The organism is Pseudomonas sp. TWP3-1, from assembly GCF_049896625.1.
Taxonomy (GTDB): domain Bacteria; phylum Pseudomonadota; class Gammaproteobacteria; order Pseudomonadales; family Pseudomonadaceae; genus Aquipseudomonas.
This window is the reverse complement of the sequence record NZ_JAFCUQ010000007.1, coordinates 19,634-42,112: the sequence shown is the minus strand read 5'-3', so window position 1 is coordinate 42,112 and position 22,479 is coordinate 19,634. Positions and strand designations below refer to the sequence as shown.

19 protein-coding genes are annotated in these 22,479 nt (G+C 60.1%); 10 read left to right on the top strand and 9 right to left on the bottom strand.

Annotated features, from left to right (window positions below):
• Positions 1 to 85: 85 nt before the first annotated feature.
• From ACP7BN_RS11670 to ACP7BN_RS11655, 4 genes are read right to left on the bottom strand one after another with little or no spacing between them, the layout of a single operon-like run.
• The gene (locus ACP7BN_RS11670) at positions 86 to 571 is read right to left on the bottom strand and encodes a flavin reductase family protein (RefSeq protein ID WP_420649710.1); all 486 of its coding nucleotides are present in this window, start codon (positions 569 to 571) and stop codon (positions 86 to 88) included.
• Positions 572 to 583: 12 nt separating this feature from the next.
• Positions 584 to 2,065, bottom strand: a complete 1,482-nt coding sequence (locus ACP7BN_RS11665; protein WP_426204202.1) for an aldehyde dehydrogenase — start codon at positions 2,063 to 2,065, stop codon at positions 584 to 586.
• Positions 2,062 to 2,895, bottom strand: coding sequence for an alpha/beta fold hydrolase (locus ACP7BN_RS11660; RefSeq protein WP_426204200.1), 834 nt, complete (start codon positions 2,893 to 2,895; stop codon positions 2,062 to 2,064). Before ACP7BN_RS11660 ends, ACP7BN_RS11665 begins: the two co-directional genes overlap by 4 nt.
• A gap of 31 nt (positions 2,896 to 2,926) precedes the next feature.
• Positions 2,927 to 3,517, bottom strand: coding sequence for an amino acid synthesis family protein (locus ACP7BN_RS11655; RefSeq protein ID WP_426204198.1), 591 nt, complete (start codon positions 3,515 to 3,517; stop codon positions 2,927 to 2,929).
• 327 nt (positions 3,518 to 3,844) lie between these two features.
• Between ACP7BN_RS11655 and ACP7BN_RS11650 the strand changes: the two genes are divergently transcribed.
• Complete coding sequence (locus ACP7BN_RS11650; RefSeq protein ID WP_426204196.1) at positions 3,845 to 4,888, top strand: WD40/YVTN/BNR-like repeat-containing protein; 1,044 nt, start codon at positions 3,845 to 3,847, stop codon at positions 4,886 to 4,888.
• On the top strand, positions 4,885 to 7,269 hold the full coding sequence (locus ACP7BN_RS11645) for an efflux RND transporter permease subunit (RefSeq protein ID WP_420649715.1): 2,385 nt from the start codon (positions 4,885 to 4,887) through the stop codon (positions 7,267 to 7,269). The genes ACP7BN_RS11650 and ACP7BN_RS11645 overlap by 4 nt, the downstream gene beginning before the upstream one ends.
• A 181-nt stretch (positions 7,270 to 7,450) precedes the next feature.
• Here ACP7BN_RS11645 and ACP7BN_RS11640 read toward each other — a convergent pair whose 3' ends face one another.
• Positions 7,451 to 8,170 carry a FadR/GntR family transcriptional regulator gene (locus ACP7BN_RS11640; protein ID WP_420649716.1) on the bottom strand — a complete coding sequence of 240 codons (720 nt, stop codon included), beginning with the start codon at positions 8,168 to 8,170 and terminating at the stop codon, positions 7,451 to 7,453.
• A gap of 253 nt (positions 8,171 to 8,423) precedes the next feature.
• On the bottom strand, positions 8,424 to 10,160 hold the full coding sequence (locus ACP7BN_RS11635; RefSeq protein WP_426204194.1) for an IlvD/Edd family dehydratase: 1,737 nt from the start codon (positions 10,158 to 10,160) through the stop codon (positions 8,424 to 8,426).
• A gap of 194 nt (positions 10,161 to 10,354) precedes the next feature.
• Here ACP7BN_RS11635 and ACP7BN_RS11630 point away from each other — a divergent pair, with 194 nt between their 5' ends.
• The 8 genes from ACP7BN_RS11630 (at position 10,355) to ACP7BN_RS11595 (ending at position 16,954) form a co-directional block, all read left to right on the top strand.
• On the top strand, positions 10,355 to 11,677 hold the full coding sequence (locus tag ACP7BN_RS11630; RefSeq protein WP_426204192.1) for an MFS transporter: 1,323 nt from the start codon (positions 10,355 to 10,357) through the stop codon (positions 11,675 to 11,677).
• Positions 11,678 to 11,735: 58 nt separating this feature from the next.
• On the top strand, positions 11,736 to 12,728 hold the full coding sequence (gene araD1 / locus ACP7BN_RS11625) for an AraD1 family protein (protein WP_426204190.1): 993 nt from the start codon (positions 11,736 to 11,738) through the stop codon (positions 12,726 to 12,728).
• A gap of 9 nt (positions 12,729 to 12,737) precedes the next feature.
• Positions 12,738 to 14,318: an aldehyde dehydrogenase (NADP(+)) gene (locus tag ACP7BN_RS11620; RefSeq protein ID WP_426204189.1), complete on the top strand. Its 1,581-nt coding sequence runs from the start codon at positions 12,738 to 12,740 to the stop codon at positions 14,316 to 14,318.
• A gap of 106 nt (positions 14,319 to 14,424) precedes the next feature.
• Entirely contained in the window at positions 14,425 to 14,718 is a 294-nt protein-coding gene (locus ACP7BN_RS11615) for a DUF5629 family protein (RefSeq protein WP_426204188.1), read from the top strand.
• A complete protein-coding gene (locus tag ACP7BN_RS11610; RefSeq protein WP_426204187.1) occupies positions 14,705 to 15,880 on the top strand; it encodes a lactonase family protein in 1,176 nt (391 codons plus the stop codon). Before ACP7BN_RS11615 ends, ACP7BN_RS11610 begins: the two co-directional genes overlap by 14 nt.
• 156 nt (positions 15,881 to 16,036) lie before the next feature.
• Complete coding sequence (locus ACP7BN_RS11605; RefSeq protein ID WP_426204186.1) at positions 16,037 to 16,216, top strand: hypothetical protein; 180 nt, start codon at positions 16,037 to 16,039, stop codon at positions 16,214 to 16,216.
• A 271-nt stretch (positions 16,217 to 16,487) separates the two neighbouring features.
• A complete protein-coding gene (locus ACP7BN_RS11600; RefSeq protein WP_426204185.1) occupies positions 16,488 to 16,700 on the top strand; it encodes a hypothetical protein in 213 nt (70 codons plus the stop codon).
• Positions 16,697 to 16,954, top strand: coding sequence for a hypothetical protein (locus ACP7BN_RS11595; protein ID WP_426204184.1), 258 nt, complete (start codon positions 16,697 to 16,699; stop codon positions 16,952 to 16,954). Before ACP7BN_RS11600 ends, ACP7BN_RS11595 begins: the two co-directional genes overlap by 4 nt.
• A 1-nt stretch (position 16,955) precedes the next feature.
• On the opposite strand, the gene ACP7BN_RS11590 is transcribed toward ACP7BN_RS11595, so the two are convergent.
• From ACP7BN_RS11590 to ACP7BN_RS11580, 3 genes are read right to left on the bottom strand one after another with little or no spacing between them, the layout of a single operon-like run.
• Entirely contained in the window at positions 16,956 to 17,552 is a 597-nt protein-coding gene (locus ACP7BN_RS11590) for a glutathione S-transferase (RefSeq protein ID WP_426204183.1), read from the bottom strand.
• Positions 17,549 to 21,190 (bottom strand): AAA family ATPase, encoded by a 3,642-nt coding sequence (locus ACP7BN_RS11585; protein ID WP_426204182.1) that lies wholly within the window; start codon positions 21,188 to 21,190, stop codon positions 17,549 to 17,551. The genes ACP7BN_RS11590 and ACP7BN_RS11585 overlap by 4 nt, the downstream gene beginning before the upstream one ends.
• Positions 21,187 to 22,431 carry an exonuclease SbcCD subunit D C-terminal domain-containing protein gene (locus ACP7BN_RS11580; protein ID WP_426204181.1) on the bottom strand — a complete coding sequence of 415 codons (1,245 nt, stop codon included), beginning with the start codon at positions 22,429 to 22,431 and terminating at the stop codon, positions 21,187 to 21,189. The genes ACP7BN_RS11585 and ACP7BN_RS11580 overlap by 4 nt, the downstream gene beginning before the upstream one ends.
• Positions 22,432 to 22,479: the final 48 nt, after the last annotated feature.

Genomic DNA, 22,479 nt, shown 5'->3' with positions numbered 1-22,479 from the left:
TAGCGGACTATCAGCCAACATCAATGTTGAATGTTAAGCCCTCATCGCTGGCAAGCTAGCTCCCACAGGGTTTTGCATTGTTGCGTCAGGCCAATGTTGGCAGCGGCCCGAGCTTGCCCTTGTGATAAATCATCGGCGTCACCGGTTCTGCCGGCAGGATCAGGTTCTTCACCGCGCCGACAATGATTGCGTGATCGCCACCGTCGTATTCACGCCACAACTCGCACTCGATGATCGCCGTGGCTTTGGCGAGGATCGGATTGCCCAGTTCGCTCAGGTGCCACTCGATGGCCTTGGCTTTGTCCTTGCCTTTACTGGCAAAGGCATAGGCTTCAGCCGTCTGATCGGCGGACAGCAGATGGATCGCGAAACGCTTGCTGTCGCGCAGCACCGGGTAGGTGTCGGAGGCGTAGTTGGGGCAGAACAGCACCAGCGCCGGGTCAATCGATAGCGCGCTGAAGGCGCTGGCGGTGATGCCGACGATGCCGCCATCCGGGTCGAGGGTGGTGACCACCGTGACCCCGGACGGAAACGAGCTCATGACGTCTTTGTAAATGCCGGGTTCGATCATTTTTCAGGACTCCTAGCGCATCACAAACGGATCAGGCATTGGCGCCTGGGAGAGGTTGATCCACACCGTTTTCAGTTCGGTGTAGGCCAGCACCGAGTCGATGCCGCTTTCGCGTCCATAGCCACTGTTCTTGAAGCCGCCAATCGGCGCCATCGCCGATACGGCACGATACGTGTTGACCCAAATGATCCCCGAACGCACGTCACGCGCCAGGCGATGAGCCCGCCCCAGATCGCGGGTCCAGATGCCGGCGGCGAGGCCGAACTGTGAGTCGTTGGCAATCGCCAGCGCTTCGGCTTCGTCCTTGAAGCGGATCACCGAAGCCACCGGGCCGAAGACTTCTTCCTGCATGATCTTCATCGAATTGTTGTCGCATTCGAACAGCGTCGGCTCGTAGAACCAGCCGTCGCCAAGCCCTGTCGGTCGCTTGCCACCGATGCGCAAACGCGCGCCTTCGGCAATTGCATCGGCGACCAGACCTTCGACTACCGCCAGTTGCTGAGCGGTAGCCATCGGACCCATTTCGCTGGCGTCATCCTGCGGGTTGCCGATACGAATGCGCTGGGCACGTTCGACCAGACGGCCGACGAATTCGTCATAGATTTCGTCCTGCACCAACAAGCGCGAACCGGATACACAGCTCTGACCGGACGCCGCGTAGATCCCGGCAATCGCGCCGTTGATTGCACTGTCGAGATCAGCGTCGGCAAAGATGATGTTCGGCGATTTGCCGCCGAGTTCCAGTGACAGCTTGGCGAAATTCTCGGCGCTGCTGCGCACCACATGCCGCGCCGTGGCCGCGCCGCCGGTGAAGGCGATCTTGCGTACCAGCGGATGGCGGGTGAGGGCGGCGCCGGTGCTCGGGCCGTAGCCGGTGACGACGTTGACCACGCCCGGCGGAATACCGGCTTCGAGGGCCAGCCGCGCCAGTTCCAGAATGGTCGCCGAAGCGTGCTCGGACGGCTTGATCACAATCGTGTTGCCAGCGGCGAGTGCCGGGGCGAGTTTGATTGCCGTCAGATACAGTGGGCTGTTCCACGGAATGATCGCCGCGACCACGCCCATGGCTTCGTGCACCGTGTAGGCAAACAGGTCCGGTTTATCCAGCGGCAACGTGCCGCCTTCGAGCTTGTCGGCCAGGCCCGCGGTGTAGTGGAAGAATTCCGGCAAATACCCGACCTGACCACGGGTTTCGCGAATCAGTTTGCCGTTGTCGCGGCTTTCCAGCTGCGCCAGTTGTTCCTTGTTCTCGCTGATCAGGTCACCGAGACGCCGCAGCAGTTTGCCGCGCGCGGTGGCGGTCAATCCACGCCACGCCGGGCTGTCGAATGCGGTCTGTGCCGCCTGCACGGCGTGTTCGACGTCGGCTTCATCGGCGTCGGGCAGTTCGGCCCAAGGCTCGGCGAGCGCCGGGTTGAGACTTTCGAAAGTCTTGCCGGAGAGGGCGTCGACCCATTCTCCGCCGATGCACATCTGGAAGCGTGCGAGCGTCATGCAACGATCCCCTTTATATGATTTTGTCGGGCGTATGCGCTGTCGAGAAATTCCATCAGCATCTGGTTGACCAGACGCGGCGACTCTACCGGCATCATATGCCGTTGCTCGGCCAGCACGGCAACCTTGGCGCCGGGAATGCGGGCGGCCAGTTGCTCGGCCATTTTCGGGGTGGATCCGGGGTCGAGCTCGCCGGTGGCGATCAGCGTCGGTGCCTGGATGCTGGCGAGGTCGTCGACGCGGTACATGTCCTGTGTGGCGAACAATTCGTAGGTGGTCAGATAGCCTTGCGGATCGTTGTTAGCCAGCGTCTGGCGCAGTGCGGCGATCTGTGCCGGATTAGCCGCTTGATACTCACGGCTGAACCAGCGCGACAGCGCCGCTTCGGCATTCGCGTCCGGCCCATGTTCAGCCGCCTGAGCAGTGCGCGCGATCACCCCGGCGCGTTGTTCTTCGCTGCGGTTGAACACGCTATTGAGCACCACCAGGCTTTTCAGCCGCTGCGGGAAATGCAGGGCAAATGCTCGCGCCACCAGACCGCCCATGGAAAAGCCGATCACCGAGGCTTCAGGCAATTGCAGGTGGTCGAGCAGCTCCAGCAACTGATCGGCATAGCCGAGCAGGGCAGTGCCGCTGGCCGGTCGCGGACTGGCGCCATGCCCGAGCATGTCGTAGGCGATCACCCGGTATTGCGTGGCCAGGCCAACGACCTGGCCGCCCCACATTTCTTTGTTCAGGCCCACGCCGTGGATCAACACCACGGGTTGGCCAACGCCTGTCGCCAGATAACTGGTGCCGGCCGGGGTGAGTTCAGCGTTGAGCCGAATCATGGAGCGCTCCTGCAATGCCTTCTTATTGTGATTACTGGGCTTTTTCGGCGGCCAGTTCTTCCAGATCGATGTAGCGATTGCCGATGCGCGGGTGCAGGCGACCACCGTCGGCGCAACCGAGCACCACGACGATTTCGTCGGCGCGCGGCGCGTCTTCGATCTGCATTTCCAACGTTATGTAGTGCGAGCGCAGGCCTTCGTCGTCCTTGTGCATCATCGGGATCTGAATCGAGGTGCCCGGGCCGCCGCGCTTGTTGGTGAAACTCAGGTAACTCTTGGCCTTTACCGCTTCGCGATAGTGGTTGCCGAAGCGCAAGGTGTGGATCACCGCCGAGGCGTGTTCGATCTCACCATCCGCGCCGACCACCGCGGCTTTGCCGTACGCCTCAATCTTGTCGGCGCCTCCAATGATGGCCACCAGGCGCTCGACCATCATTGCGCCGAGGTCGGAACAGTTGGCGCGGATCTGCGGTTTGAGGTCTTCGACAAAGCCGTTACCCACCCAGGGGTTTTTCATCACCACGGCCAAACCGACCATGGTCACCGGGGTGTCGGAAGCCTTGCCGCCTTCAATGAAGGTCTGGTCGACATAGCTGACGATCTTGCGAATTTCAAAACTCATGAGCTGCTCCGTTAGGGGATAAACAGTGTCTGTGCGTCTGATGGTATACCATAATACCTATCGTGCAAGTCCCCCAGCGCAAGAATCCCGCCATCAGTCGGACGAATGCCCGCGCATTCACCCGTAGCCATAAGCAGATTGGTTAACAAAAGATAACGTTGCGCCGATTGTCAGACGTTTCTAATGCCCGATAGGATGGGCCAGCTTCCGAAGGCGCTCTGGATTGCGGGTTTCAGGTCTATGCTTGAGACCAGTCAGTCACCAGGAGCAGCCTTGCGGCGCCCTTTAAGGCCCGATGGCCTAACAATAATAAATAGGGGAAGGTCTATGAGTCGTTGCCGCCCGCCGGCGTTACGCAACACCGCGTTGCTGGCCACAGCACTCACTCTGCTGGGTTTTGCCTCGCTGTCGGCACCGGTGCTGGCTGCCGAAGCGCCGGCCGACGTGGTCTATTCCACCGAATCGGTCAAAGCCGCAAAAAGCCTGATGCTCGATGTGGTTCACGCAGGCAAGCGCCTGGTGGCGGTCGGGGATCGCGGGCACATTCTCTATTCCGATGATCAGGGCAAGACCTGGACTCAGGCCAAAGTGCCGAGCCGCCAGCTGCTCACGGCAGTATTTTTTGTCGACGACAAGCACGGCTGGGCAGTCGGGCATGACGCGCAGATTCTCGCCAGCGAGGATGGCGGCCAGACCTGGAACAAACAATTCGAAGACCTCACACGCGAATCGCCGCTGCTCGACGTCTGGTTCAAGGACGTCAACAGCGGCTTTGCCGTGGGCGCCTACGGTGCGTTGATGGAAACCACCGACGGCGGCAAGAACTGGGAAGACGCCAGCGACCGCCTCGACAACGAAGACCAGTTCCACCTCAACGCCATCGCGGCGGTGAAGGATGCCGGGCTGTTCATCGTCGGCGAGTCAGGCAGCATGTTCCGCTCCGCCGACTGGGGTCAGACCTGGGAAAAACTCGAAGGCCCGTACGAGGGCTCGTTGTTTGGTGTGATCGGCACTGCGCAACCCTCGACGCTGCTGGCCTACGGTCTGCGCGGCAATCTCTATCGCTCCACCGATTTCGGCAGCAGCTGGGAGCAGGTCGAACTCAAGGCTGCGCGCGGCGCGCTGGAGTTCGGTTTGTCCGGCGCGACCTTGCTTGAAGACGGCTCGATTGTGATCGTCGGCAACGGCGGTTCAGTGATCAGCAGCAGCGACAACGGCGAGACCTTCAGCGTGTTCAACCGTCCGGACCGCATTTCGCTGTCCTCGGTCACCGCTGCCGGCAACGGCAACCTGATTCTGACCGGGCAGGGCGGCGTACGCATCACTTCGCCGAACGGCGCCGAGATTAATAATAAGAAGGCGGGGCTATGACTTCCTTGAGTAATCATAATCAGGACAAGGCGACGTTTCTCGAACGCCTGATTTTCAATAACCGCCCGGCAGTCATCGTGATCTGCCTGCTGGTGAGCATTTTCCTGTTCTGGCAGGCGACGCTGATCCGCCCGTCCACCAGTTTCGAAAAGATGATCCCGCTCAAGCATCCGTTCATTGAAAAGATGATGGAGCATCGCAACGATCTGGCGAACCTGGGCAACACCGTGCGTATTTCGGTGGAAGCCAAGGACGGGGACATCTTCTCCAAGGAATACATGGAGACGCTGCGGCAGATCAACGACGAGGTGTTCTACATCTCCGGCGTTGACCGTTCCGGCCTCAAGTCACTGTGGAGCCCGAGCGTACGCTGGACCGAAGTCACCGAGGAAGGCTTCGCCGGCGGCGAAGTGATCCCGCAGAGCTACAACGGCTCGCAGGACAGCCTCGATCTTCTGCGCAATAACGTGCTCAAGTCGGGTCAGGTCGGGCGACTGGTGGCCAACGACTTCAAGTCGAGCATCGTCGACATCCCGCTGCTGGAGTCCTACCCGGACCCGCAGGATCAGGGCAAGTTGCTGGCGCTGGACTACCGCAAGTTCTCGCATGAACTGGAAGACAAGATTCGCGACAAGTTCGAAGCGCAGAACCCCAACGTCAAGATCCACATCGTCGGTTTCGCCAAAAAAGTTGGCGATCTGATCGATGGTCTGGTGATGGTGGTGATGTTCTTCGGCATCGCCTTCGTCATCACCCTGATCCTGTTGCTGTGGTTCACCAACTGCTTGCGCAGTACGGTTGCGGTGCTGAGCACCACGCTGGTGGCGGTCGTCTGGCAACTCGGTCTGATGCACTTCTTCGGCTTCGGACTCGATCCGTACTCGATGCTGGTGCCGTTCCTGATCTTCGCCATCGGTATTTCCCACGGCGTGCAGAAGATCAACGGCATCGCGCTGCAATCCAGTGAGGCTGACAACGCGCTGACCGCTGCACGACGCACCTTCCGCCAGTTGTTCCTGCCGGGGATGATCGCGATTCTGGCGGACGCCGTCGGCTTCATTACGCTGCTGATCATCGACATCGGCGTAATTCGCGAATTGGCCATCGGCGCGTCCATCGGCGTGGCGGTGATCGTGTTCACCAACCTGATCCTGCTGCCGGTGGCGATTTCCTATGTCGGCATCAGTAAGCGCGCAATCGAAAAGAGCAAGAAGGACGCGCACCGCGAACATCCGTTCTGGCGCCTGCTGGCGAACTTCGCCAACCCGAAAGTCGCGAAGATTTCCGTGGTGCTGGCGCTGATCGCCTTCGGTGGCGGCCTCTGGTACAGCCAGAACCTGAAAATCGGCGACCTCGACCAGGGCGCGCCGGAACTGCGTCCGGACTCGCGCTACAACAAGGACAACAACTTCATCATCAGCAACTACTCGACCAGTTCCGACGTGCTGGTGGTGATGGTCAAGACCAAGTCCGAAGGCTGCTCGCGCTACGAAGCGATGGGGCCGATCGACGAACTGATGTGGAAGATGCAGAACACCGAGGGCGTGCAGTCGGCGATCTCGCTGGTGACCGTGTCCAAGCAGATGATCAAGGGTATGAACGAGGGCAACCTGAAATGGGAAACCCTGTCGCGCAACCCGGACGTGCTGAACAACTCCATCGCGCGGGCCGATGGCCTGTACAACAACAGTTGCTCGCTGGCGCCGGTGCTGGTGTTCCTCAACGATCACAAGGCCGAAACCCTTGATCGCGCGGTGCATGCGGTGCAGGAATTCGCCAAGGAGAACAACAAGGACGGCCTGGAATTCATCCTCGCCGCCGGTAACGCAGGCATCGAAGCCGCCACCAACGAAGTAATCAAGGAATCCGAACTGACCATTCTGATCCTGGTGTACATCTGTGTGGCGACCATGTGCATGATCACTTTCCGTTCATGGGCGGCGACCTTGTGCATCGTCCTGCCGCTGGTACTGACCTCGGTGCTGGGTAACGCGCTGATGGCGTTCATGGGCATCGGTGTAAAAGTCGCAACCCTGCCGGTGGTGGCGCTGGGTGTGGGGATTGGCGTGGATTACGGCATCTACATCTACAGTCGCCTGGAAAGTTTCCTGCGTGCCGGCCTGCCGTTGCAGGAAGCCTATTACCAGACCCTGAAATCCACCGGTAAAGCGGTGCTGTTTACCGGCCTGTGCCTGGCCATCGGCGTGTGCACCTGGATCTTCTCGGCGATCAAGTTCCAGGCGGACATGGGCTTGATGCTGACCTTCATGCTGCTGTGGAACATGTTCGGTGCGCTGTGGCTGCTGCCAGCACTGGCGAACTTCCTGATCAAGCCGGAGAAACTGGCGGGGCAGAAGGGTAATTCGTTGTTTGCGCATTGAGTTGAGCAAGCTGAAATGACAAAGCCGCAACCTTGAGGGGTTGCGGCTTTTTACATTTCAGAGGTTACACCGACCACTGTGGGAGCTGGCTTGCCAGCGATAGCGAACTCACAGCAGACATCAATGTTGAATGTTAAACCGTCATCGCTGGCAAGCCAGCTCCCACAGGGTTTTGTCTGGGTCAGGAGAGTTCGGTTCCGAGCACCACACTCAACGCACTCCGCGCATCATCCAGCTGCACCAACGCCGCATGCCGCGCCCCCAACGCATCCCGGTTCTCGATCGCCGTCAGAATCGCCTTATGCCGCGGCAGCGCCAGATCATGCAGATTCGGTCGCTGATTCGAATGCTTCAACGCCTCGGCAATCGCCACCGACAGCATGTTGCACAGGTTCGCCAGCAAATCATTGTGCGTGGCATCGGCAATACGGCTGTGGAAATCCAGATCCGGTTGCAGCAAAGCTTCCGGCGTCGGCGCCGCTTCCATGCGTTGGTAAGCTTCGTCGATCAACGCGATATCGGCATCGGTCGCGTGCTGGGCGGCGAGGGCGGCGGCGGCCGGTTCAATGATGCTGCGCACCGTGGTCAGCACGTTGAAGAATTCATTTTGCGGACTGCTTTGCATCAGCCAGTGCAGCACGTCCGGGTCAAGCATGTGCCATTCGCGGCGCGGTTTGACCACGGTGCCGACGCGCGGCTTGGAGTACACCAGACCCTTGGCCACCAGCACTCGGGTAGCTTCACGCAACACCGGTCGGCTGACTGCGTACTCCTCGCAGAGCAAGGCTTCGGCGGGCAGTTTGTCGCACGGCAAAAAACGTCCGGAAACGATCTGCATGCCCAGTTCCTGGACGATGCGCGAGTGCATGCTTTTGCGGTCGGAGGGTTTGCGGTAATCCATGGGGAACGGCGCGATCCTGTGCGATGGAAGTGCCGCGCATCATAGCAGGCGTGGCGGGCAATCATCAGACCTGAAATCTGCGAATACCCTGTGGCGAGGGAGCTTGCTCCCGCTGGGTCGCGAAGCGGCCCCAAACCCGATACATCTGGTCATCCAGAATTACCACATTCATCGATTTTGCGACTGCTACGCAGCCGAGCGGGAGCAAGCTCCCTCGCCACAAATGATGCACAACTCAGGGCTATGCTGGTGATCAGTGGGAGTGTCGCGGTACTTCAGACCCTCGGCAGCCGACGAGGAAATCAAAATCACAGCCCTGATCCGCCTGCAACACATGCTCGATGTACAGCTGACGATAACCCCCCACCAACAATTGCTGCGGTGGTTGCAGGTCAGCCATGCGCGCCGCCAGTTCGGCATCCGAAATATCCAGATGCAAGCGTCCATTGGCGCAGTCCAGCTCGATCCAGTCGCCTTCTTTCACCGTCGCCAAAGGCCCGCCAGCCGCTGCTTCCGGAGCCACGTGCAAAACAACAGTGCCGTACGCGGTGCCGCTCATCCGTGCATCGGAAATACGCACCATGTCAGTCACGCCTTGAGCCAACAGTTTCGCTGGCAGCCCCATGTTGCCGACTTCAGCCATGCCCGGATAACCCTTCGGCCCGCAGTTTTTCATCACCAGAATCGAGTTGGCATCGACGTCCAGTTCCGGATCGTTGATCCGCGCCTTGTACATGTCGAAATTCTCGAACACCACTGCACGGCCACGATGCTGCATCAATTCAGCGCTGGCGGCGGATGGTTTGAGCACCGCACCCAGCGGCGCCAGGTTACCGCGCAACACGCAAATCCCGCCGTCGGCACGAATCGGATTGTCGATAGTGCGGATCACTTCATCTTCGCCGTAGATCGGCGCGTCCTTGGTGTTCTCGCCGATGGACTTGCCGTTGACCGTCAGCGCATCCGGATTGGGGATCAGATTGGCTTCACCGAGGCGACGCAGCACCGCCGGCAGTCCACCGGCGTAGTAGAACTCTTCCATCAGGAAACGGCCGGACGGTTGCAGGTCGACGATGGTCGGCATGCCGCGACCCATGCGCGTCCAGTCGTCCAGATCGAGCTCGACGCCGATGCGCCCGGCAATCGCTTTCAAGTGGATCACGGCGTTGGTCGAACCACCAATTGCAGCATTGACCCGAATCGCGTTTTCGAAGGCTTCCTTGGTCAGGATCTTCGACAGTTTCAAATCTTCACGCACCATCTCGACGGCACGCATGCCGGACATGTGCGCCAACACATAACGCCGGGCATCGACAGCCGGGATCGCCGCGTTGTGCGGCAGGGAGGTGCCGAGAGCTTCGGCCATGCAGGCCATGGTCGACGCGGTGCCCATGGTGTTGCAGGTGCCCGCAGAGCGCGACATGCCGCCCTCGGCCGCGAGGAAATCGTCAATGGTGATGGTGCCAGCCTTGACCTGTTCGCTGAGCTGCCACACCACCGTGCCCGAACCAATGTCCTTGCCCTTGTGCTTGCCGTTGAGCATCGGCCCGCCGGTGACGACGATGGCCGGCACGTCGCAACTGGCCGCGCCCATCAGCAGTGCCGGAGTCGTTTTGTCGCAACCGGTGAGCAGCACCACGCCGTCAATCGGGTTGCCGCGAATCGCTTCTTCAACGTCCATGCTCGCCAGGTTGCGGGTGAGCATGGCGGTCGGGCGCAGGTTGGATTCGCCGTTGGAGAACACCGGGAATTCCACCGGGAAACCACCGGCCTCGATCACGCCGCGTTTGACGTGCTCGGCGATCTGCCGGAAATGCGCGTTGCACGGCGTCAGCTCCGACCAGGTGTTGCAGATGCCGATGATTGGTTTGCCGTGAAACTGATGGTCGGCGATGCCCTGATTCTTCATCCAGCTGCGGTACATGAAGCCGTTTTTGTCGGCCGTGCCAAACCATTGGGCGGAGCGCAGGGTGGGTTTCTTATCAGACATGATCGATTCTCTTATTGTAAGACTATTGTTTGCGAGCTTTGGCCTAACATAAGCTCAAAATCGACGGTTTGGAAGTGTTGTTGGGTAATTAGTATTACTATATAGTCGTTTTCGACGGAGGGATTGGCCCTGGTGGTTTTCCGCGAGAGGCGTCCCCCGAGGTTCTATAACAACAACAATCGGAGACCGATCTCATGAGCCAGGAACTGCGGCTTATCCGGCGTATCACGCTGAAACTGATTCCCTTCCTGATCCTGCTGTACCTGATCGCCTATGTGGATCGCTCCGCCGTCGGCTTCGCCAAACTGCACATGGGCGCCGACATCGGCATCGGTGATGCGGCTTACGGCCTCGGTGCCGGCCTGTTCTTCATTGGTTACTTTCTGCTGGAAATCCCCAGCAATCTGATGCTTGAACGCTTCGGCGCCCGGCGCTGGTTCGCACGAATCATGATCACCTGGGGCGCGATCACCATCGGCATGGCCTTCGTCCAGGGCCCACACAGTTTCTACGTAATGCGCTTTCTGCTCGGCGCGGCGGAGGCGGGATTCTTTCCCGGCGTTCTGTACTACATCACCCAATGGTTCCCGGTGCGCCATCGCGGCAAAATCCTCGGGCTGTTCATCCTCTCCCAACCCATCGCGATGATGATCACCGGCCCGGTCTCCGGCGGCTTGCTAGGCATGGACGGCATCCTCGGTCTGCATGGCTGGCAGTGGCTGTTCATCGTCATCGGCACTCCGGCGATCCTGCTCACGTGGCCGGTTCTGCGCTGGCTGCCGGACGGCCCGCAGCAGGTGAAATGGATGGATCAGGCCGAGAAGGACTGGCTCAGCGGCGAGCTGAAAAAGGATCTGCAGGAATACGGCCAGACTCGTCACGGCAACCCACTGCATGCGCTGAAAGACAAACGCGTGTTGCTGCTGGCGCTGTTCTATCTCCCGGTAACCCTGAGCATTTATGGCTTGGGTCTGTGGTTGCCAACTTTGATCAAGCAATTCGGTGGCACTGATCTGGTGACCGGTTTCGTGTCTTCGGTGCCGTACATTTTCGGCATCATCGGTTTGCTGATTATCCCGCGCAGTTCCGACCGTTTGAATGATCGCTACGGCCATCTGGCGGTGCTGTATGTGCTGGGTGCGATTGGTCTGTTTCTCAGTGCCTGGCTGTCATTGCCGGTGGCGCAACTGGCGGCATTGTGTCTGGTGGCGTTCGCACTGTTTTCCTGCACGGCGGTGTTCTGGACCCTGCCGGGACGATTCTTTGCCGGGGCCAGTGCAGCGGCCGGGATCGCGTTGATCAACTCGGTGGGCAACCTCGGTGGCTACATCGGCCCGTTCGTGATTGGCGCGCTGAAGGAGTACACCGGGAACCTTGCTTCGGGCTTGTATTTCTTGTCGGGGGTGATGGTCTTCGGGTTGATTTTGACGGGTGTGGTTTATCGCTTGCTCGAGCGTAAACACGTGCTGCCAGTCGAGCAATTTGCCGCCAGTGCCAGAGGCGCAACCCGCACCTGATCCCTGGCTCCCACAGGGTTTTGCAGTGTTTTGAAGGCTTGTTTACAGGAGAAAATCCATGCATCTGGTTCAATTCGAATTGAGTAACCGCGAGCGCCGGGTCGGTGTGGTCGAGAACGGTGTGGTGCGCGAAGTGCAGAATGCGCGCAGCGTGCGTGATCTGGCGTTGTCCGCCATCGAAGCCGGCAGCAGCCTTGAACAGCAAGTCAAAATCCACGGCCTGGGCATCAGCCACGACTACGCTGAGCTGCTGCAAGACCTGCGCATCCTGCCGCCGCTGGATCACCCGGACCCGGCGCACACGCTGGTCAGCGGCACCGGTCTGACGCACCTCGGCAGCGCTTCGGCCCGCGACAAGATGCATCAACAGGCCGGCGATGATGCGGCGCTGACCGACACCATGCGCATTTTCAAATGGGGCGTGGAGGGCGGTAAACCGGCAACGGGGCAGGCCGGCGTGCAGCCGGAGTGGTTTTACAAAGGCGACGGCAGCATCGTTGTGCGTCCCGGTCAGCCATTCCCTTTGCCACCGTTTGCCGAAGACGCCGGCGAGGAGCCGGAGATGGCCGGCCTGTATGTGATTGGCCACGACGGCAAGCCGTATCGCCTCGGTTTTGCGGTGGGTAACGAGTTCTCCGACCACATCATGGAGCGCAAGAATTACCTGTACCTTGCGCACTCGAAATTGCGCAGTTGCAGTTACGGCCCGGAACTTCGCGTCGGTGAGCTGCCTCAACATCTGGCAGGCACCAGCCGCATCCTGCGCGACGGCGAGGTGCTGTGGCAGAACGAGTTCCTCAGTGGCGAGGCGAACATGTGCCACAGCCTGGCGAACCTCGAATACCACCACTTCAAATACAGCCAGTTCCTGCGTCCCGGCGACGTGCATATTCATTTTTTCGGCACCGCGACGCTGTCGTTCGCCGATGGCATTCGTACTCAGCCCGGCGACGTGTTCGAGATCAGCCAAGCCGAATTCGGCGCGCCGCTGATCAACGGCATCGTTCCGGTTGACGCGGTTTTTCACCCGGACAGCATCGGCACCCTTTAAGGAGATCCCATGACTCAGATTCTCGGTCACAACTACATTGGCGGGCAGCGCAGCGCGGCCGGCAACGTCAAATTGCACAGCGTTGACGCCAGCACGGGCGAGCAACTGCCGCACGATTTCATTCAAGCCACCGCTGAAGAAGTCGACGCCGCCGCCAAAGCTGCCGCTGCTGCCTACCCGGCGTATCGCAGCCTGAGCGCCGAACGTCGCGCGCAGTTCCTCGATGCAATCGCCGATGAACTGGATGCGCTGGGTGATGATTTCGTCGCCGTGGTCTGTCGCGAAACCGCGCTGCCAGCGGGGCGCATTCAAGGCGAGCGCGGTCGCACCAGCGGCCAGATGCGCCTGTTCGCCAAAGTCCTGCGTCGCGGGGATTTCTACGGTGCGCGGATCGATCTGCCATTGCCGGATCGTCAACCGCTGCCACGTCCGGATCTGCGCCAGTACCGCATCGGCCTCGGCCCGGTCGCCGTGTTCGGCGCGAGCAACTTTCCATTGGCGTTTTCTACTGCCGGTGGCGATACCGCTTCGGCGCTGGCCGCCGGTTGCCCGGTGGTGTTCAAGGCTCATAGCGGCCACATGGCCACCGCCGAATTGGTCGCCGATGCGCTGATCCGCGCGGCGGAAAAAACCGGCATGCCGGCGGGTGTTTTCAACATGATCTACGGCGGCGGTGTCGGCGAGTGGCTGGTCAAGCACCCGGCGATTCAGGCCGTGGGCTTCACCGGTTCGCTCAAGGGCGGTCGGGCGCTGTGCGACATGGCCGCAGCACGCCCGCAACCGATTCCGGTGTTTGCCGAGATGTCGAGCATCAACCCGGTGATTGTGCTGCCGCAAGCGCTGGCTCAGCGTTCAGAACCTGTGGCCCGCGACCTCACCGCATCGGTGGTGCAGGGGTGCGGTCAGTTCTGCACCAATCCGGGTCTGGTGATCGGTATTCGCTCGCCGCAGTTCACGGCGTTTGTGCAGCAAGTCGCTGGGTTGATCGGCGATCAACCGGCGCAAACCATGCTCAATGCCGGCACGCTCGGCAGTTATGGCAACGGACTGCAAAAACTCTTGGCTCATTCAGGGATCGAGCATCTGGCCGGCAATCCGCAGCAAGGCAATCAGGCCCAGCCGCAATTGTTCAAGGCTGACGCAAGCCTGCTGATCAATGGCGATGAAGTGCTGCAGGAAGAAGTGTTCGGCCCGACCACTGTGATCGTCGAAGTGGCGGATCAGGCGCAACTCAGCGCTGCGTTGCACGGTCTGCACGGGCAACTGACGGCAACCATCATTGGCGAGCCGGCGGATTTCGAACAGTTCGCCGAACTGACGCCGTTGCTGGAACAGAAGGTCGGGCGGATTTTGCTCAATGGTTATCCGACTGGTGTCGAGGTGTGCGATTCGATGGTGCACGGCGGGCCGTATCCGGCGACCTCCGATGCCCGTGGCACTTCGGTGGGTACGCTGGCGATTGACCGCTTCCTGCGCCCGGTGTGCTTCCAGAACTATCCGGACAGCCTGCTGCCGGAAGCACTGAAAAACGCCAACCCGCTGCGCATCCAGCGCCTGGTCGACGGCAAGCCATCGCGCGACGCGATCTAAGCTCTTAACGCATCACCTGTGGGAGCTGGCAAGCCAGCTCCCACAGGGGATCGACTCCGACAATAAGCTATCATTGCCCCTTTCCCCCCTAGAAAGACTGTTTGCCATGACTGCCCAAACCCTTCTCGACGTCCTCGAACACTGCGACATGGTTGAAATCGATGGCCTGCACGCCTTCGAATTTTCCCTCGACGAAGACGACAACCTGCATATCGAATGCATTGATGGCCGAGCGGCCAAGCACTGGGAGTTCACCCCCGCGCAAGTCAGCGCAGCCACGTTCGATACGGATTTGCAGAGCTGGCTGATTGTCGGCGATTCCGGCGAGCACCGTCTGGTTTGCTCGCAAGCCTTCGGCGGCAGCAACGATGACGAGGAAGAATCGAATGAAGATGCGTAATTTCTGGCCACTGCTGATGGCCGGCAGCGTCGGCGCGATGGGGCTGTCCACGGCCTCGGCCGAGAGCTTCCAGTTGCTGGTCGGTTCGTACACCGCCGGCAGCAGCCAAGGCATTTACCGGATGAATTTCGACAGCGCCACCGGCCAGATCGACGCCAAGCCGCTGCAAGTAGTCGAAAACGAAAACCCGTCGTGGCTGACGATCTCCAAAGATCAGCGTCACCTGTTCGTGGTCAACGAAAACGGCCCGGGCCAGAAAGATCCGGTCGGCCGCGTCAGCAGCTATGCCATCGATTCCAAGACCCATGCGCTGAGCCTGATCAGTCAGGTGCAGAGCCTGGGCAACGAGCCAACTCATTCGAGCCTCAGCGGTGATGCCAGCCACTTGTTCGTCAGCAACTATTCGGTGGTTGAAGATCCGGGTGGCACCCTCGCGGTATTGCCGGTTGGAACTGACGGCAAGCTGAAGCCGGTGGTGCAGATGAGCGCCCACCCGGCCAGTCGCGTCAATCCTGAGCGTCAGGCATCGAACCACGTGCATTCGACGGTTTCCTCGCCGGACGGGCGCTACGTGTTCTCCAATGATCTGGGCGCGGACAAGGTGTTCATCTACCAGTTCGACCCAAAGGCCAATCCAGAGCTGCCGCTGACTCCGGCGAAAGCTGCTTCGGTGCAACTGCCACCGGGCAGCGGGCCGCGTCATCTGCTGTTCAGCGCCGACGGCAAACATGCCTGGCTGAGCATGGAAATGAGCGCGCAGGTCGCCGTGTTTGATTACCAGGACGGCGTGCTGACCCAGACGCAAATGATCGATCTGGCAGCCGGCCAGCCGACTTCGGACAAAGCTGCCGCGGCGCTGCATGCGTCTGCTGACGGCAAATTCCTCTATGTCAGCAACCGTGGCACCGCCAATCAATTGCTGGTGTTCGCCATTGACCCTGCGACCGGCCAGCTCAAAGAACTGCAGCGACGCTCGGTGGAAGGTGATCACCCGCGCGAATTCAGCCTCGATCCGAGCGGCAAGTTCTTGCTGATTGCCAACCAGAAAAGCAACGCAATCATCGTGGTCGAGCGCGACGCCAAGACTGGATTGCTCGGCAAAACCGTGCAGAAGCTGCCGATGGACGCGCCGAGCGACCTGAAGTTTCTAGTGCGTCAATAAGCCGCAGGCCCCGGATCGCGGGGCCTGCGTCTTTGTATTAATCGCGCTGATAACAGCTAATGCTACAAAAGATTTCAAACGAGTAACTCTCGAGCGTTAAGTTGGCTTCACCGCCCAACGGGGCAAGCAAGCCAACCGAACACGAGGGTTACCGCCATGAACTTCAATCTTTTCTCCGTGATTGCCGCATCAGCCATCTCCGCCACTGTTGCGTTGCCAGCCAGCGCCAGCGCTGAAATCAGCGACAAAAAATCCCACGCCCAGAGCTACACCCAGAAATATCTGCAGCAGAGCGCGAACTTCTACGCGGCGCTGGACCATAAAATCCAACACTGAAATGCTCTCGCAGAACTCCTGATCCCCTGTAGGAGCTGCCGAAGGCTGCGATCTTTTGATCTTGTTTTTTTAAAAGCAAAATCAAAAGATCGCAGCCTTCGGCAGCTCCTACACGTGTGTGCAATGTTCAGCGATAGATATTACTTAGGGCCGAAATAGAGCAGCTTAATGATCAATCAGGCTGATGCTTACTATGGAAAACGCTGAGTGGTTCGGCGGTATTTTTTGATCGATTCTGTGGACCTCGAAACATGTCCACGGAGCACAGATCATGGCCCATGCAATCATCACTTCCGCCAAACGCGGCGCCTACCTGGCCATCGGTCTGTACCTGGTCATGGTGCTGTTCGTCAGCTTCGCATCGCAGTCGCAACACAGCTTTGACGCGCCTATCGAGGTCGCGCATCCCGGCATCCAGTTCGAACACCGTGCGCAAAATGCAGCGGTCGACGGTGCTGAATTCGCAGGAGTCGCCGGGGCATGAAAGGCTACAGATTATGGGTCATCGCCGGACTGGCGTTCATGACCAATGGTGCATCGCTGTTGGGCATCGGCCAAGGCTCGGTAGGCTCACTGGCCCGGGCGATAGAAACCAATCACAGCATCGCGCATAACATCGAACGGGCTAACACGCTGGGTCTGCTCGCCGGCAATCCACCGAGCAAAACGCCGGCCAATTTCCTCGGCCCGTTCGAAGTGGATTGCTCGGCACTCGGCATGTGCGCCGTCCTCGCCTGAATCACTTTTTCATGATGGATGTGAAGAGGTCCGATTCGAGAAAACGTTCAAGCCAAGCCTGCAGGCGGACGTACGGCGTCTGCGCAAACCACTCGCGATCTACATGGGCAAACTGGCGCACGAACGGCAGCAACGCAATATCGGCCAGGCACGCATGGTCAGCCAGGAAATAATCGCGACCCTTCAGCAGCTCCTCCAACTTGGCCAGAAACAACTCCCCCTCGCCGCGATAAACCTCCATCGGCTGCTCGGGATAACGCTCGGCATACTTGTAGCGATTCAAATGCACCTTGAACACCTGATCATTACCCTCGATCAGCTTGTCCATCCACAGCGCCCCGAACGAATCATCCTTGAGCAACCAGTCATCCGGATCGTTCCGCGCCAGCGCCCAGCGCATGATCTCCAGGCTTTCATCAATCACCTGTCCGCCAGCATCCAGCACCGGCACCGTGCCCTTGGGCGAGATTGCCAGCATCTCGGCCGGTTTGGCCTTAAGGCTGACCTCGACAATGTTCACGGTCACGCCCGAAAAACGCAGCGCCATCCGCGCGCGCATCGCGTACGGGCAGCGGCGGAACGAATACAGCGTATTCATTTCACCTCCAGCGTGCTCAACCCATTGCCCTGACGCTGTACCTGAATCTGCACCGGGATCCGCTCGTGCATTTCCTGTACGTGGGAAATCACCGCGACCTTGCGCCCCTGCGCCTGCAAACCATCGAGCGCATCCATCGCCAGTTGCAGCGATTCCGGATCGAGACTGCCGAAGCCTTCGTCGATAAACAGCGATTCGATCTTCAGTGTGCTCGACGCCATTGAGGCCAGACCCAGCGCCAGTGCCAGCGACACGAGGAAGGTTTCGCCACCGGACAGCGAGTGCACCGAACGCAATTCATCACCCATTTCGGTGTCGAGCACCAGCAGGCCGAGCATGCTGCCACCGCGTTTCAGGCGATAGCGTTTGACCAGTTGGCGCAGTTGCACGTTGGCGTGATGCACCAGCAGATCGAGGTTGTAGGCCTGGGCGATCTTGCGGAAAGTGTCGCCGGTGGCCGAACCGATCAAGGCATTGAGACGTGCCCAGCGCTGATACTCGGCATAGGCGTCGGCGATCTGTTGGGCCAGCGCCTGATTGGCGTTTTGCCGACGCTGATCCTCGGCCTGCTCGGCGCGCAGCTCGGAGCATTGCTGTTCGCTGATGACGCACTGGTTCTGCAGATCATTGAGCGCTGCCGACAGTTGCTCGGCCTCAAGGTTGCCGTTGTGTTGTGCCTGATGCGCGAGCAACTGGCGTTCGCGCTCCTGCACCAGAACCCTGGCCTGTTCGATGGCTTTTTCATTGTTCTGCAAGCGCTGACGCAGCTCGCTGACCTGCGCGTCATCGACCTGCAGCAGTTCTTCGAGGCCGCCGTCATCCAGCTCCGGATGACCGGCCCGCCATTGCGCGATCTTGCTGGCGAGTTCGCCGTGTTCGCTTTCCAGTGCGAGCAAACGTTCCTGCTGCGCCTCAAGCTCGGCAGCTATTTTCACCCGTTGAGTGCTTACGCTCTGTAGCTCTTGAACCGTGCCGGCCTCGGTAGTGCGTGCGGTTTCCACAGCCTGTTCAAGCTGTTGTTGCCAGTGTTCAGCGCTGCGGTGTTCGCCGAGCAACTGGGCGAGTTTCTGCTGGCTGACCTGTTGCTGTTCGTTGAGTGCCTGGAACTGCTGTTCAGCAGTTTGCAGCTGTTGCACGCGGGACTGCTGGCGGTCTTGCTCTTTTTCCAGCGTCTGCTGACGCTGTTGTTGCTCGGCCAGTTCTTCTCTCTGCTGATCGAGTTGTGCCAGACGCTCGGCAATCTCGCGGTCGAGTTGCATGAAGGTCGCCGCCGGTTCGACGCGCAACGCTTCCAGAGTATCGGCCGGCAGCAGGCTGGCAAATGCGCTGAGCTCTTCGTCCAGACGCTGACGATCATTACTCAATTGCTGCTGCTGATTGCTCAGGTGTTGCGCCGCTTGCTGGTGCGCAGTTTCGGCCTCGCGCAGCTGTTGCGTCAGGCGCGCGGCGTCCTGTTGCAGGGTGAGCAGGGCGCTCTGGCGCTGCTCGTCCTGGCTGATGCTCTGGTTCAACTGGCTGTTTTGCTGGGTCAGCCAGGCGTCACGTTTTTGCGCATCCTGATTGAACAGAGATGCAGCCAACGGATGCGCTTCAAGACTCGGCGTCAGTGCTTGCTGCTGGTTCGCCAGTTGTTCCTGCTGCTGCAACAGTTCCTTTTGCCGGGCGATTACGCCGCCGACTTCGGCACGCAGTTCGGTGAGCTTTTCCTTGAGCTGATCCACCGCGTTCTGCGCGTTGGCCTGTTCGTTTTCATCATGGCGGCCAAGACTTTGCAGCAGCGCTTCGGGCTGATGGTACGGATGCTCATGACTGCCACACACCGGGCACGGCTGATCATCCTGCAACTGCGCGCGCAACTCTTCGACACTGGCACTGCGCGCCACACGCTGACGCTCCAGCAGTTCGCGGGTGACGTTGAGAGTCTGCTCGGCGATGGTCAGCTCGGCTTTGGACTTGACCCCGTCCTGAGTCAGGCGCTCGCGTTCTTCCTGTGCCGCGAGTTGCCGCTGTTGCAGCTCGGCGCTGCGCTGGTCCAACTCCTGCTGAGTGGCCCACAGCCGCGACAGGTCTTCGATGGCGCGTAGCTGTTTGCGGTTGTCCTGCAACAATCCGCCGAGCATGCCGATCTGTTCGGCGACAGCGTTCGGCTCGGCGCCGGCTTCCTTGAACAGGACTTCCAGTTGCTGCTTCTGCGTGGCGAATTCTTCGGCGCTGCGCGTGGCGGTTGCTTCTAGCGTCGCCAGTTCACCCTGGCCTTTGTTCAAGCGATTACCGATCAGCATCAACTGCTGCAAACGGTCGCGATAAGCGTTCCACGCATCGCTCAGTGGTGCCAGATGCAGACTCTGCTCAAGCTCGACGGCGATGCGCTGCAAGCGCTCGCCGACTTCCACCTGCTTGTGTTGCATTGCTTGAATCGCACTTTGGCCTTGGGTGCAGGCCTGTTGCGCATTCTGTTGGGCTTCGCCACTTTGTGCGGCGTCTTTGATCAGACGGGCGAGGGTGCTTTGCTCGTCGAACGCCTGGCGCACCAGCGGGGCACTTTCGGCTTGCTGTTTTTGCGCTTCGCTGAGGGCGACTTGAGCGGCGGCGAGGTTCAGATCGAGCTGCGTCTGACGCTCGCTCAACTCAGCGTGTTGCTGGGTATGCGTGGCAATCTGCGCAGCCAGTGGCGTCAGCAGCGCGTCGATTTGCGCTTTGCGCGCAAACTGATGCCGTTGCGGCGCGAGTTGTTCGAGGCGCGTCAGTTTCAGGCGTTCGCCGACCAGGCTGTCATGCTCCAGTTCAGCGCTGTGCAGTTGCTCGGCGGCAGCCTGTTGCGCGTCCTGTAGCAGGCGCAAATCCTTCAGCCAGGTGTGTTGCTGCTCAAGCTGCTTGAGCTGCGCCTGCTGCACTTTGAGTTGCTGCTGAGCGGCGTTGAAGCGCTCGTCGAGTTCGGCGCGGGCTTCGGCGGTCAGCGGCGTGACGCCAGTGGCCTGATCCTGCAACAGCTTGTGCGCTTCGCGGGCCTCTTTGGCCTTGTCGAACGCGCGACGGCCGAGGCGAGTGTAAAGCGCGGTGTCGGTGAGTTTTTCCAGCAGTTCGCTGCGGTCGTTGTCGTCAGCCTTGAGGAAGGCGCTGAACTCGCTTTGCGCGAGCAAAACGGCACGGGTGAACTGTTCGAAATTCAGCCCCAGCGCCGCTTCGAGTTGCGCCTTGTACTCGCCTTTCTGACTGGCCAGCAGTTGATCCTGATCGATGTCACGCAGGCTTTGCCGACTGGCTTGCAACTTGCCACCGGCCTTCTCGCGCGCGCGATTGGCCTCCCAGCGCGCCCGGTAACGCCGACCATTTACACCAACAAAATCGACTTCCGCATAGCCTTCACCGGTGCCGCGCCGCAGTAGGGTGCGCGGGTCGCCAGTGGCGATTTCACCGTCGGCGTCCGGCACTTTGGCGTCACGGCTGGTGTTATTCAGGCGCGGCACCGTGCCGAACAGCGCCAGACACAGCGCATCGAGCAAGGTACTTTTACCGGCGCCAGTCGGGCCGGTGATTGCAAACAGGCCGGCACTGGCCAGCGGTTCGGCGGTGAAATCGATGTCGAACGGGCCGGCCAGCGAGGCGAGGTTCTTCAAACGAATCGCGAGAATCTTCATGGTTGCTCGTCCTCCATTTGCACGTCTTGCAGCAGTTCGGCGAAGTCCTTGAGCGTCTGTTCATCGACCTCGCTGCCGTAGTTGTCGAGCCAGGCGCGGCTGAACAATTCCTGCGGCGAGAGCTGGTCAAGTTCGATCAACGCGCTGCCGTCCTCCGCACCGTCCGGGCCACCGCTACCGGCGTATTCGGCGGCAATGCGCACCAGACGCACGGCTTTGCCTTGCAATGCACCTTCGATTTGGTGGCGCAGATCCGGCTGCGGCTCGTCGAGCGTCACGCGCACTTCCAGCCATGGTTGACGCTGGGTTTCAGCGAGAAGGTCGATGTTCGGCAGATCGGCCAGTTGCAGCAGAATTTCTGCCAGCGGCATCGGGCCGATGCGTTGCAGATTGACCGCGCGCGGGATCAGTTTCGGTTCGACGCTGATCAGGGTTTCGCCGTCGAGCAATACTTCGAGAATCTGATGCTGATAGCCAATCTCGGAGAACGACAGCGGAATCGGCGAGCCGCTGTAGCGAATGCGCTCCTCGCCGTTAACCTTCTGCGGCTTGTGCAAGTGGCCGAGGGCAACGTAGCTGATGCTCGGCCCGAACAGGCTGGCGGGTAGCGCCTCGGCGTTACCAATGATCAGGCTGCGCTCGGAGTCTTCGGAAACCGAACCGCCGGCCATGTGCGCATGGCTGATCGCAATCAGCGCCTGACCCGGTTTGCGCTTGGCATTGGCGGCTTCGATCAGCCATTCATGGACTTGACCGATGCCTCGCAAATAGTTATCCCCCAGATGTGCGCCGGTGACTTCGGCAGGCCGCAGGAACGGCAGCGCCAGACACCACGCGGCGATCTCGCCTTGCGCATTCGGCAGCGGCAACAGCAGGCGTTCGGCATCCAGTTGCCCGTCATCCAGCCACAACACCCGACCCAGCGCATGCGTGCGCAAACGCCGCATCAGCGGTGCAGGCAATTCAATGCGCGAGCCGGAATCGTGATTGCCGGCGATCATCACGATGGTCAGCAATGGTTGCTGCTCGTGGGCACTGACGATGAAGTTGTACAGCGCTTCCTGAGCTTTAACCGGCGGATTGACCGTGTCGAAGATGTCGCCGGCAATCAACAGCACATCCGGCTGCGCCAGTTTCAGTTGGCCCAGCAGCCATTCGAGAAAGCACGCATGCTCGAAATCGCGCTCCTGGCCGTGCAGGTTTTGCCCAAGGTGCCAGTCGGAGGTGTGAAACAGACGCAAGGCGGACTCCGTAACAGAAAGAGGTGATAGCCGCAGATGGAGAGGGCG

What these genes read in the sequence shown, in the direction of transcription:
- araD1 (WP_426204190.1), top strand. Translation starts at nt 11,736, where the DNA reads ATGCATCTGGTTCAATTCGAATTGAGTAACCGCGAGCGCCGGGTCGGT.
- ACP7BN_RS11590 (WP_426204183.1), bottom strand. Translation starts at nt 17,552, where the DNA reads ATGAATACGCTGTATTCGTTCCGCCGCTGCCCGTACGCGATGCGCGCG.
- ACP7BN_RS11615 (WP_426204188.1), top strand. Translation starts at nt 14,425, where the DNA reads ATGACTGCCCAAACCCTTCTCGACGTCCTCGAACACTGCGACATGGTT.
- ACP7BN_RS11650 (WP_426204196.1), top strand. Translation starts at nt 3,845, where the DNA reads ATGAGTCGTTGCCGCCCGCCGGCGTTACGCAACACCGCGTTGCTGGCC.
- ACP7BN_RS11585 (WP_426204182.1), bottom strand. Translation starts at nt 21,190, where the DNA reads ATGAAGATTCTCGCGATTCGTTTGAAGAACCTCGCCTCGCTGGCCGGC.
- ACP7BN_RS11640 (WP_420649716.1), bottom strand. Translation starts at nt 8,170, where the DNA reads ATGGATTACCGCAAACCCTCCGACCGCAAAAGCATGCACTCGCGCATC.
- ACP7BN_RS11655 (WP_426204198.1), bottom strand. Translation starts at nt 3,517, where the DNA reads ATGAGTTTTGAAATTCGCAAGATCGTCAGCTATGTCGACCAGACCTTC.
- ACP7BN_RS11605 (WP_426204186.1), top strand. Translation starts at nt 16,037, where the DNA reads ATGAACTTCAATCTTTTCTCCGTGATTGCCGCATCAGCCATCTCCGCC.
- ACP7BN_RS11600 (WP_426204185.1), top strand. Translation starts at nt 16,488, where the DNA reads ATGGCCCATGCAATCATCACTTCCGCCAAACGCGGCGCCTACCTGGCC.
- ACP7BN_RS11645 (WP_420649715.1), top strand. Translation starts at nt 4,885, where the DNA reads ATGACTTCCTTGAGTAATCATAATCAGGACAAGGCGACGTTTCTCGAA.
- ACP7BN_RS11635 (WP_426204194.1), bottom strand. Translation starts at nt 10,160, where the DNA reads ATGTCTGATAAGAAACCCACCCTGCGCTCCGCCCAATGGTTTGGCACG.
- ACP7BN_RS11665 (WP_426204202.1), bottom strand. Translation starts at nt 2,065, where the DNA reads ATGACGCTCGCACGCTTCCAGATGTGCATCGGCGGAGAATGGGTCGAC.
- ACP7BN_RS11670 (WP_420649710.1), bottom strand. Translation starts at nt 571, where the DNA reads ATGATCGAACCCGGCATTTACAAAGACGTCATGAGCTCGTTTCCGTCC.
- ACP7BN_RS11660 (WP_426204200.1), bottom strand. Translation starts at nt 2,895, where the DNA reads ATGATTCGGCTCAACGCTGAACTCACCCCGGCCGGCACCAGTTATCTG.
- ACP7BN_RS11595 (WP_426204184.1), top strand. Translation starts at nt 16,697, where the DNA reads ATGAAAGGCTACAGATTATGGGTCATCGCCGGACTGGCGTTCATGACC.
- ACP7BN_RS11620 (WP_426204189.1), top strand. Translation starts at nt 12,738, where the DNA reads ATGACTCAGATTCTCGGTCACAACTACATTGGCGGGCAGCGCAGCGCG.
- ACP7BN_RS11610 (WP_426204187.1), top strand. Translation starts at nt 14,705, where the DNA reads ATGAAGATGCGTAATTTCTGGCCACTGCTGATGGCCGGCAGCGTCGGC.
- ACP7BN_RS11630 (WP_426204192.1), top strand. Translation starts at nt 10,355, where the DNA reads ATGAGCCAGGAACTGCGGCTTATCCGGCGTATCACGCTGAAACTGATT.